Origin of the sequence: Flavobacterium sp. (genome assembly GCF_043760115.1) — a bacterium.
Taxonomy (GTDB): Bacteria; Bacteroidota; Bacteroidia; order Flavobacteriales; family Flavobacteriaceae; genus Flavobacterium.
The window spans coordinates 1-11515 of the sequence record NZ_JAYUPK010000168.1; the positions used below are offsets into that span (position 1 = coordinate 1).

The 11515-nt window shown below is 27.7% G+C and carries 13 protein-coding genes; 8 read left to right on the plus strand and 5 right to left on the minus strand.

Features of this window, described 5'->3' with window-relative positions:
- The first annotated feature begins 246 nt into the window (after positions 1–246).
- Positions 247–1206 (plus strand): ion channel, encoded by a 960-nt coding sequence (locus ACH2BC_RS14140; protein ID WP_395054754.1) that lies wholly within the window; start codon positions 247–249, stop codon positions 1204–1206.
- On the opposite strand, the gene ACH2BC_RS14145 is transcribed toward ACH2BC_RS14140, so the two are convergent.
- The 4 genes from ACH2BC_RS14145 to ACH2BC_RS14160 form a co-directional block, all read right to left on the minus strand.
- Positions 1201–1653, minus strand: coding sequence for a tRNA (cytidine(34)-2'-O)-methyltransferase (locus tag ACH2BC_RS14145; RefSeq protein WP_395054756.1), 453 nt, complete (start codon positions 1651–1653; stop codon positions 1201–1203). The two genes, ACH2BC_RS14140 and ACH2BC_RS14145, sit on opposite strands and share 6 nt — an antisense overlap.
- 99 nt (positions 1654–1752) lie before the next feature.
- Positions 1753–1923 carry a hypothetical protein gene (locus ACH2BC_RS14150; protein ID WP_395054758.1) on the minus strand — a complete coding sequence of 57 codons (171 nt, stop codon included), beginning with the start codon at positions 1921–1923 and terminating at the stop codon, positions 1753–1755.
- 52 nt (positions 1924–1975) lie between these two features.
- Complete coding sequence (locus ACH2BC_RS14155; RefSeq protein ID WP_395054760.1) at positions 1976–2542, minus strand: pseudouridine synthase; 567 nt, start codon at positions 2540–2542, stop codon at positions 1976–1978.
- 74 nt (positions 2543–2616) lie between these two features.
- Entirely contained in the window at positions 2617–3588 is a 972-nt protein-coding gene (locus tag ACH2BC_RS14160; RefSeq protein WP_395054762.1) for a DUF4476 domain-containing protein, read from the minus strand.
- Positions 3589–3866: 278 nt separating this feature from the next.
- Here ACH2BC_RS14160 and ACH2BC_RS14165 point away from each other — a divergent pair, with 278 nt between their 5' ends.
- The 7 genes from ACH2BC_RS14165 (at position 3867) to ACH2BC_RS14195 (ending at position 10832) form a co-directional block, all read left to right on the plus strand.
- A complete protein-coding gene (locus ACH2BC_RS14165; protein ID WP_395054764.1) occupies positions 3867–4142 on the plus strand; it encodes a hypothetical protein in 276 nt (91 codons plus the stop codon).
- A gap of 38 nt (positions 4143–4180) precedes the next feature.
- Positions 4181–5572 (plus strand): DNA recombination protein RmuC, encoded by a 1392-nt coding sequence (gene rmuC, locus ACH2BC_RS14170; protein WP_395054766.1) that lies wholly within the window; start codon positions 4181–4183, stop codon positions 5570–5572.
- A 30-nt stretch (positions 5573–5602) separates the two neighbouring features.
- A complete protein-coding gene (locus tag ACH2BC_RS14175) occupies positions 5603–5971 on the plus strand; it encodes a 6-phosphogluconate dehydrogenase (RefSeq protein ID WP_395054768.1) in 369 nt (122 codons plus the stop codon).
- Positions 5972–5976: 5 nt separating this feature from the next.
- Positions 5977–6522, plus strand: coding sequence for an acyl-CoA thioesterase (locus ACH2BC_RS14180; RefSeq protein WP_395054770.1), 546 nt, complete (start codon positions 5977–5979; stop codon positions 6520–6522).
- Positions 6523–6544: 22 nt separating this feature from the next.
- Positions 6545–7492 carry a tetratricopeptide repeat protein gene (locus tag ACH2BC_RS14185; protein ID WP_395054772.1) on the plus strand — a complete coding sequence of 316 codons (948 nt, stop codon included), beginning with the start codon at positions 6545–6547 and terminating at the stop codon, positions 7490–7492.
- A gap of 160 nt (positions 7493–7652) precedes the next feature.
- The gene (locus ACH2BC_RS14190) at positions 7653–8750 is read left to right on the plus strand and encodes a hypothetical protein (protein ID WP_395054774.1); all 1098 of its coding nucleotides are present in this window, start codon (positions 7653–7655) and stop codon (positions 8748–8750) included.
- Between the two features lie 18 nt (positions 8751–8768).
- Positions 8769–10832 (plus strand): FG-GAP-like repeat-containing protein, encoded by a 2064-nt coding sequence (locus ACH2BC_RS14195; RefSeq protein WP_395054776.1) that lies wholly within the window; start codon positions 8769–8771, stop codon positions 10830–10832.
- A 72-nt stretch (positions 10833–10904) separates the two neighbouring features.
- On the opposite strand, the gene ACH2BC_RS14200 is transcribed toward ACH2BC_RS14195, so the two are convergent.
- Positions 10905–11515, minus strand: a 611-nt coding sequence (locus ACH2BC_RS14200) for an ABC transporter ATP-binding protein (RefSeq protein ID WP_395054778.1), incomplete at its 5' end; no start/stop codon positions are given.

Genomic DNA, 11515 nt, shown 5'->3' on the forward strand with positions numbered 1-11515 from the left:
ATACAATTTGGCAACTTGGTTTTGTTTATCTATTAATATTATTTCAAAGATACGTATTTCACACTTTTTTATTGTATGCAAAGATATGAGCCCAGATAGAAATGGAAAGCCATTTATGAAAAAAAATGCTATTTTTGTTATTGTAAAAAAACGACCAAAGGAAGTTCTTTTTACAATATACAAAATGCATTTTTTTTATAAATGCTTGTAATGTATAGCTGGAAATGGCTTTAAAAAATAAAACTTATGGCGTTGTTGAAAAAAATAAATTCTAAGGCGAAAACAGACACCAATACTGGTTTTGGCACCAATGCAAGTAGTTATGGCGGACGATTTATTAATAAAGATGGATCGGCTAATATTGAAAAACGTGGCTTGAATTTTTTTGCAAAAATTAGTTGGTATCATACAATGATTGCAATGCCAAGATGGAAGTTTTTAGGAATTTTGATTGGTTTTTATGGTATTGTAAATCTGTTTTTTGCGAGTTTATATTATGCAATTGGCATTGAATTTTTAACCGGAATTGATACTGCTGGAAGCGAAATTACAAAATTTGGAAAGGCATTTTTCTTTAGTGCACAAACCTTTACAACTGTTGGTTACGGACATATTAGCCCAAACGGATTTTTAACTAGCGCACTTTCTGCCATTGAAGCGTTGGTTGGATTATTGAGTTTTGCCATTGCAACTGGTTTGTTTTTTGGACGTTTTAGCAAGCCAACTGCATATATTAAATTTAGTGAAAATGCGTTAATTGCGCCATACAAAAACGGAACTGCCTTGATGGTGCGAATGACGCCTTTTAAAAACACAAATTTTACTGATGCTGAAGCCAAAATTACACTAGGAATGTTGGTTGATGAAAATGGTGTAAAAGTGAATAAATTTTATAGTTTAGATCTTGAAATGAGCAGGATTAATGCCTTAACATTGAGTTGGACATTGGTGCATCCGATTACTGAAAATAGTCCGATTTTTAATTTTACAAAAGCCGATTTTGAAGCTAATGAAGGTGAGATTTTAATATTTGTAAAAACATTTGACGAAATGTTTAGTACAACTGTTGCTGCAAGTACTTCGTATACTTTTAATGAGTTTGTTTATGGAGCAAAATTTGATTTAATGTATTCTGAAAATGAACAAAACACCAAAACAATTTTGCATCTTGACAAATTAAATTCGTTTAAAAATGTTGAATTATAGGTTTTTAATCTGTCTTTTAGCTTCGCCAACAACAAATGCTACAGAATTGGCAATGTTATAACTACGAATTAAATTAGACATTGGAATGGTTAAATGATTGTTGAATTTAGATAGAACTTCGTCACTCAATCCTACACTTTCTTTACCAAAAACCAACCAATCGCCATCTTGAAATTGGGCTTCATAAATAGATTTTGTTGCGTGCGAACTCATTAAAAAAACTCTTGATTTATCGTGAATTTTGCTAATCCATTGATCAAGATTTTGATATTCAGTTACGTCTAGATGAACCCAATAATCTAGTCCAGATCGTTTTAAATTTTTGTCATTTATTACAAATCCAAACGGATGAATTAAATGTAATTTACTTTGGGTTCCAACACACAATCGACCAATGTTTCCAGTATTATTTGGAATTTCTGGTTCTACTAAAACTATGTTTAACATTACGATTTTTGATATAAAAATAAAACTAGATCTTCAATTTTTTCAAATCCTTTATCAGACTTAAATTATAGAACGATATTTGTATCTAAAACAATTTTATTACCATTCACCTCTTAACTCTTTTTGAATTTCGAGAGCATCTTTTTTAAGTTTGATTACCCCAGAATGTTTAGTTAAATCAACTCCTTTTTTAGAATTAGGAAATTGTAAAGAATTTAATTTTTTTTCAAATTCTTTTTTACTAGTATTTTTATCTATAATTATTGTCATAGTATTTAAAATTTACTCAAATATAATAATTATTTTTTTATTAAATAAATTTTCACACATCAATCATTTCAACTTCTAGTACTTCGCCACTTTGTAACTCATTTAAAAATTCGTTTCCTATTCTAACTCTAACTAATCTTAAAGTAGGAAATCCAACAGCAGCAGTCATTTTTCTAACTTGTCTAAACTTGCCTTCGTTTATGGTTACAGAAATCCAAGAAGTTGGTCCGTGACGTTCATCTCTAATTTTTTTTCCACGCAAAGGAAAATCTGGAATTATATTTAAAATTGATGCTTTGCAAGGTTTTGTAATGTATTTTTTTCCGTCAAAACCAATTTCTACACCTTTTGTAATTTTTAAAATTGCTTCGTCAGAAAATAAACCATCAACTTGAACATAATATTCTTTTTCTACTTTTTTATTACGTACAATTTCACTCATCATTCCATCTGTAGACAATAAAAGTAATCCTTCAGAATCTTCGTCCAATCTTCCAATTGCCATAATTCCTTCTGGAAAATTGTATAACTCGCCAAGTAATTTTTTATTGCGTTTCAATTCATATTTAAATTGGCTTAAATATCCGTAAGGTTTATAAATTTTGAAATGTTGATGCATAATTTAATTTAGTCAAAAAAAATAAAGACTGCCCAATTACTGACAGTCTTTATAGTATTAAATTATAAAATTAATTATTGTTTACTTTGAACATAATCTGACAATTCATCAGCATTACTACTAAAATTAAAAATTCCATTTAGTTTAAAATAATTTTTTTGCTCTATACAATAATCATAAGCGAATTTTGCAAAATCTAATTTATTATCTTCAAAGTTAAATAGATTAGCAATTAAAATAATTTGATCAACATTTAAACAATTGGCTGTAATTACTTGTTTAGCAGTTTTTAATTTAGAATCTTCAAAATTTTGTCCTTTAATGGTTGACAATGCAGTATTAAAATTTCCGTTTGTCATACAAGAATTACCATTACAACCTTTGGGAATTACTTGATAATGATTGTCGTGATTGTCATGATCTTGATGATTATTTGATGATGTTGTTGTAGTTGTAGTTTGTGTTATTACTTCTCCATCTGAGGAATCATTAATAGAAACTCCCATATTAATTCCACCAACATTTATACCAACACCAACATTTACACCACCAGATTGAGTAGTTGTAGTAGTTGTTTGAGTTGAGTTTCCTCTTACAGGATTTCTTGGATTTTCATTAACTACAATAATTTCTCTTGGCTGACCGTAATGAATTACGTGAACATTGGCTGGTGGAATAAAACCTTGAACCACAGGAATAGAAGAAAAATAATTCATTTTCATTTTTCCTATTTTGTTTTTGTCTCTTTTAATTTTATAAGTTACATCGCCAAAAACTCCATCAACATCTGTAATTACTAAATTGTTTTTAGAAATTTCTAATAATGTTTTATTTTCAAAAACAACTTTAGCATTATAATAAGGTTGATTTAAATCTTCAACTCTTAAGTTAGTTTGAGGAACATCGTTTATTAATTCTCCATTTAAAATTAATTGAAATTTATCTCCATCTTCTGAAAAAATAGTTAAGTGTCCAGCAGGAATTATTTGAGCAGATGTAAATAATGAAAATAATAAAAAGCTTAATAAAGTAATTTTTTTAGTCATAATTATTCGTTTTTAATTTTTTTGTAAAGATATATTCAAAAATATACAAACCAAAATAATGCCAAATTTATTATCAATTATATTATTTTAAGATTTATTTGTTATATTATTTGTAAAATAGTATCTATTTAACTAAGATTTCAAAAATTAAAATTATAAATTACTGTTAATACTATCACAATAAAAAGTAGGATTTATATAAAATCTAGTTAAAATTATATAAAACCATTTGCAAAAATAACTTTAATTTTATCATTTATAATTAAAACTATATTTCTATGAAAACTTTTATATTATTAGTGTCAAATTCTTTGTTAGTTTTCTCTGGATATGTGTTTTTTAATAACTTAAAATCATCTTTAGAAACCAATTATTTAATATTTATGACCTTATTGATTTTAATAATTTTAATATCATTAGTTATAAGTATTTTAACGATATTTCAATTACGACTTAACAATAAAAGAAATAAATCATTACATTATAATAGTTATTCAGATAGAAGAATAAAAGATAGCGAATTTGATAAAAGTTTTACTTGGCTAAATTTTTAAGCTCTTTTTGTTTATATTTACTTTTCAAATAAAGCTATATGAACGCCACAATTCTTTCTGTTTTACTATTTATAACCTGCTTAGGTATTGGTATTTACTTTGGAAAATTATTTTTTTCTGTAAATTCTAAATCTGAAAAAGCATCGCTAGAAGAGAAAGTAAACGGATTATTATCTCAAATTAATCTACAAAAAGAGCAATTTGTGCAAGAAAGAATAAATTTTGAAAAACAAATTATTCAATCCAATCAAGAAAAAGAAATAATTAGAACTGAAAAAGATTCTTTGGCCATTTTATTATCTAAAAAAGAAACCGATTTTGAAAATCTTTGGGAACGAAATAAAGAACAAAAGCAAGAAGTAGAGCAGTTGCAAGAAAAATTTACTAAAGAATTTGAAAATCTTGCCAATAAAATTCTGGAAGAAAAAACCAATAAATTTACCGAACAAAATAAAGAAAATCTTAAAAACATTTTAACTCCACTACAAGATAAAATTCAGCTTTTTGAGAAAAAAGTAGAAGATACACACAAGGAAAGTATAGATTATCATGCAGCTTTACGTCAACAAATACTTGGCTTACGCGATATGAATGAACAAATGAGCAAAGAAACTTTAAATCTTACTAAAGCTTTAAAAGGCGATAGTAAAATGCAAGGAAATTGGGGCGAATTGATACTGGAACGAGTTTTAGAAAAATCTGGTTTAGAAAAAGACAGAGAATATTTTGTACAACAAAGTCATATTACAGAAGATGGAACAAGAGTTTTTCCAGATGTTGTAATAAACTTACCAGACGGAAAAAAGATGATTGTCGATTCTAAAGTAACTTTAACTGCTTATGAACGTTATATTAATGAAGACGATGATACTTTAAAATCGCAGTTTTTAAAAGAACATGTTGATTCTGTAAAACGTCATGTTGAGCAACTTGGCGATAAAAATTACCACGATTTATATCAAATGGAAAGTCCAGATTTTGTACTGCTTTTTATTCCAATAGAATCAGCATTTGCAATAGCATTAAATGAAGATACTACTTTATATAATAGAGCATTTGAAAAAAATATAATTATAGTTACACCATCAACTTTATTGGCTACATTGCGAACCATTGATAGTATGTGGACCAACCAAAAGCAACAAGAAAATGCTGTTGAAATTGCACGTCAAGCTGGAGCATTATATGATAAATTTGAAGGATTTGTTTTAGATTTAGTTCGAATTGGTAAAAAAATGGACGAAGCCAAAGTAGAATATCAAGGCGCAATGAACAAACTTGTTGACGGAAAAGGAAACCTAATTACAAGTGTAGAAAAGTTGAAAAAAATGGGTGCAAAAGCAAAAAAATCACTTCCAGAAAATATTATTAACAGAGCCAATGTCTTTGAAAACAGCGATAATTTATTATCAGAATCAGAATCTAATTAAACTATAAATTTATTTTAAAACCTACTTATTATGTTACGTAAAGTTATTATTTATTTCATCTTAGCAATTTCTATAGTATTTATTGCATATTTCTCATTTGTTTATTATGCCACTTATAGTAATGGTGAACGTAGTGGTGAACTAATTAAAATAAGTAATAAGGGTTATGTTTTTAAAACTTGGGAAGGCGAAATTAGTCAAGGAATTTCTGGCGCACAAATTTTTAAATTTTCTATATTAGATAGCGATGAAAAGGTTATACAAGATTTAAAAACCTTACAAGGTCAATATGTAAAAGTTACCTATTTAGAACGTTACAGAACTTTTCCTTGGTGGGGCGACACTAATTATTATATTAAAGAAGTAACCAAAGAAAGTTCACCATTTAAAATAAAATAAATTATATGTCTGAATTTAAAACCGTAAAATCTTCTAAAATTACGATTTCAGAATTAATGTTGCCATCGCATACAAATTTTTCTGGAAAAATTCATGGTGGATATATTTTGTCTTTATTAGATCAAATTGCGTTTGCTTGTGCCAGTAAATATTCAGGAAATTATTGTGTTACTGCTTCTGTTGATACTGTAGATTTTTTAAATCCTATAGAAGTAGGCGAGTTGGTTACCATGAAAGCTTGCGTAAATTATGTTGGAACTAGTTCTATGATAGTTGGAATCAGAGTAGAATCTGAAAATATACAAACAGGAAAAGTAAAACATTGCAATTCAAGTTATTTTACAATGGTTGCCAAAGATGTTGATGGAAAAAACATAAAAGTTCCAGGATTAATCTTAGCAAACGATATAGAAATTAGACGTTTTTATAATTGTGTAAAGCATATTGAATTAAAAAAAGACAGAAATTTTCACGAAGAAGTTTTTGATTATAAATCGGCGGAAGCATTAACAAATTTAAAAAATTATAATGTAAAATTAGATTTAGATTAAAAATAAAATTTAAAGAAAAAGAATGAAAAAAGTAATTTTTATTGTACTGCTAATTGTATTTAATTGTAATTTTTTAACAGCTCAAAAATTTAAAAAAGAACTATCAATAACTAAAAGTAGTAATCCGTTAGAAATTAATCCAAAATTAGATTTTGAAGTTAGCACCGATATTGACAGTACTTTAGTTTCTAAAGAAACTTTAGTTACAATTAAAAAGATTCAATTTTTATTAAAGAAAGACCAGAATCAAGAAGCTTTAAATTTAATTAACACTATTAGTAAAATTGATTTAGAGAAAAATGAATTATTTCTATTAAAAGGCATTTTAGAATTTAAGTTAGATAATTTTTCGGCTTCATCAAATTCCTTTTTAAATTACGCTGCTCTTACAACGAATGATTCTATTAAAAGTTCAGTACATTACACAATAGGAGTTATAGATTTACAGAGAAATTTAAAAATAAGTGCTTTTAATAATTTTAAAAAATCATTTGAATTAGATGCTAAAAATTATACTTCTTGTATAGTTTTAGGTGGAATTTGTATGAGTAATAATGAGTTTGAAAATGCTATATTTTATTATAAAAAAGCGCTTGAAGTTAATTCAGGATTAAATAATGTTTGGAATAATTTAGCATTTATATATCAAAAATTAGATAAACATTTAGAGGCAAAAAATATTTTTACAAAAATAATAAAAGACGAACCAGATGCTCCACTACCTTATAGTAACAGAAGTTATTCTAATTTAAAATTAGGATTTACCAAGCAAGCATTAAAAGATGTAAATAAATCTATAAAACTATTTCCTGAAAACTCTTATGCTTTTAGAAACAGAGCTTTAATTTATATTGAATTAAAACAATATGAAAAAGCTTGTTTTGAAATTGAAACAGCATATAAATTAGGATATCAAGAAAAATATGGTTCAGATTTGGATACAATTAAATCTCAAAACTGCAAAAATTAATTTTTTTTAAAATTATTTAATTTTGAAATTGAATAATTTTGAAATTTGCACGCAATTTCGTATTACAAATGTTAAAGTTTCATTGTAAGGTCTAACTTAAATCAATAAATATTAAGATGTTGTAGTAATTTCACTATTTTTGATTTTTACAATTAAAATTATGAGAAAATATTACTTATTAAGCATTTTTTTAGTTCTTTTTACCTTTATTATAATTTCTTGTTCTAAATCTGATGATGAAGAATATGTAGCAATTTCTCCAGTTTCAGTGAAATTAGAGTTGGTTCCATATGCAAAATTATCTGATTATCATTTTTTTGATGGCGATATGAAAAATCAAAATCCATCATTAAATGTTTTGCCTTATGAACCAGCAAGTTCATTATTTGCAGATTATGCACACAAAAAACGTTTTGTTTGGCTACCAACAGGAACAAAAGCTACTTACAATGGTGATGATAATGTTTTAGAATTTCCAATAGGTTCAGTTTTGATAAAAACGTTTTTTTACACTAACGTTTTACCATCTAATACAACTAAAATAATTGAAACTAGATTATTAATTAGAAAATCTACTGGTTGGAAAGCATACGATTATGTTTGGAATGAACAACAAACAGAAGCCAATTTAGAAACTACAAACGATGGACTTTTCGTTCCAATAACATTTGTAGAAAATAATGTTACCAGAAGTACAACTTATAAAATTCCTTCTCAATCAGAATGTTTAACTTGTCATAAAATAAATATTAATCAAACAGGAGAAATTACTATTCCAATTGGTCCAAAACCTCAAAATTTAAATACTACATTTAATTATTCAACAGGAAGTCAAAACCAGCTTGCAAAATGGAGAAGTGTAGGTTTTATTGGAAATGATGTTCCAACAACTATAAATTCTACTATAGATTATAAAGATACGTCTAAATCATTAACGCAACGTGCAAGATCATATATTGATATTAATTGCGCTCATTGCCATAGAGATGGTGGACATTGCGATTATACACCGCAACGTTTTAATTATAGTAATACAGATATGAATACTTTTGGACTATGTTTAGAACCATTATTTGCAATTGAAGGTGCGCCTTATGTAATTAAAAGCGGTGATGCAAACAGATCTGAAATAATGAAAAGAATAAACACAACAGAAGGCGAATTAAAAATGCCAATTATTGGTAGAAATTTAATTCACGAAGAAGGAGTACAATTAATGACACAATATATTAATTCATTACCACAAACTTGCAACTAACAAACTAAATTATTAACCATGAAAAAAATTACACTTTTACTACTTTTATTTTGCAGTTTTCATTTTTCTACAGCTCAAAATACTTGTGCAACTGCTTTGCCAGTTTCTGCTGGACTTCACACAGTTGATGCTATAAATGGAACTCAAATTCCGACACCTATTTGTGCACAAAATGGTGGTGGAGCAACTGCTGGAGAATGGTACGCATATACACCAACTCAAAATTTTTCAGTTACTGTTACTACAGATTTATTGGCTAACATTTGCAAGGATACAAGAATTCACGTTTACTCTGGTTCATGTTTAAGTTTGTCATGTGTTACTGGCGATGATGATTCTGGTGTAATTGCATGTAATAATGGAACAAACACTAATGCTTATTTATCTACTGTAGTTTTTGTTGCAAACGCTGGAACAACCTATTACATAGCATTCGATAATAAATATGAATCGATTGGTTTTAATTTCCAAATTTCAGAAGCTCTTTACGTTGCTCCACCAATTTCTTTTACAAGTAGTTCTATAAGTACAAGTTCTAATATTTGTGCAGTTGTAGATATGAATGGCGATTATCTTGATGATATTGTTACAGTTCAAGCTAGCCAAGTAACCGTTTTAACTCAAAAACCTGGAGGATTTGACTCCGTTATTCATTCGTTATCTTCTATTGTAAATTTACCAGATTGGAGTATTGCCGCAGGAGATTTTGATAGAAATGGTTTTACAGATTTGGCTTTAGGAAACGGAAGTAGAGTTACTGTTTTAAAAGCTACTGCTTCTTCAACACCAACACCAACATTATCAGGTTTTACAATAATGCCTTATCCTCAAAGTATTTTTACCCAAAGAACTAATTTTATTGACATCAATAATGATGGAAATTTAGATTTGTGGGCTTGTCATGATGTGGCCCAAAATCACGCATACAGAAATAATGGCGCAGGAAATTTATTATTTGATATTTCATTGATGCCAACCTTGCCAGTAGGAGGAAATTATGCAACAATGTGGTCAGATTATGATAATGATGGTGATATGGATTTATATTTGGCTAAATGTCGTGGTGGCGCACCTGTTGGCGATGCACAAAGAATAAATTTATTATATTCAAATAATAGAATTAGTGCTAATCCATCAAGTACTTTTTCAGAAAAAGGTGCTGTAGCAGGTGTAAATGATGGTGCTCAATCTTGGTCTACAGCAATTGAAGATTTTGACAATGATGGCGATTTAGATTTTTTATTGTCTAATATTTCAGATCAAAATAGATTTTATAGAAATAATAACGATGGAACTTTTACAGATATTTATGCAACAACAGGAATTGCAACACAAGTTGGTTCTTGGGAAGTTCAAGCTGCCGATTTTAATAACGATGGTTTTGTTGATTTTTTATGGCAAAATACAAAGGAATTATATATTAATAATGGAAATTTAACTTTTACAGCTTATGATTTAGGGTTTAATGAAGGTGGAATTGGTGATTTAAATAACGATGGCTTTTTAGATTTACAATTTGGAAGTACTGTTCATTATAATGTTCCAAACGCTAATCATTGGTTTAAAGTAAATTTAAAAGGAGTTCAAAGTAATATTAACGGAATTGGTGCAAGAGTAGAAATTTATGGCGCTTGGGGAAAACAAATTCGTGAAGTTAGAAGCGGACAAGGTTTTAGCCACATGAGTTCTATGAATAGTTATTTCGGATTAGGAACTGAAACTGCAATTACTCAATTAATTATTAGATGGCCATCAGGTATTGTTGATGTAATTAATAATCCAACAGTAGATTCAGCTAGAACTGTTTTAGAAGGTTCATCTCCTGCATTAAATAATGCTACTTTTGATTCTACAACTTTTACAATTTATCCTAATCCTTCAAGTGATTTTTTAAATATTAAATCAGGAAATTTAGAAACTTTTGTTTCTGCTCAAATCTTTGATTTATTAGGAAAATTAGTTAAAGAATCGTCAATATTAGAAGACAAAATTTCTATTGAAAATTTAACTGTTGGAACTTATATTTTAACATTAAAAGATTCTGAAGGAAAATCATTCTCTCAAAAATTTATTAAAAATTAGTTGAAATAAATTTTTACAAATTCAAAATCCTATCAAGTAATTTGATAGGATTTTTTTATAATTTGAAGTGAATTATTTAATGATGAATTTTCCTTTTTGTTCATCAAATACAATTGATATATCTTTAAATAATTTTGTAAATACTCCTTTAGAAATTAAGTTGCAAGGTTCATCTTGAATTATAAATTCTTCACTCATTACAATCATTTCGTCAGATAGTTGAATGGCTAAATCTATATCGTGTGTAGAAAATAAAATACATTTATTAGTTTCTGACGCTAATTTTTTAAGCAATTTAAACATCGATACTTTATGAAGTAAATCTAAATGTGTTGTTGGTTCGTCAAGAATAATTAATGGTGTATCTTGCGCCAAAGCTCTTGCTACAAGAACTTTTTGTAATTGTCCATCACTAATTTCGTAATGTTTTTTATCTGACAAATGTTCTATCTGCGTAAGCTGAATTGCCTGCTTTATTTTTTGAAAATCATCATCAGATAATTTTCCAATCCAATTAGTATAAGGTTGTCTGCCTAATGCAATTAATTCAAAAACAGTTAAGTTACTTTGTGGTAATCTCTCTGTCAATACTAAACTTAAATTTTGTGCTAACTCATTAGAATCAAATAATTGAATGTCTTTATCTTTTAAAAAAATTGTTCCAGAAATTGGTTTTTGAATTC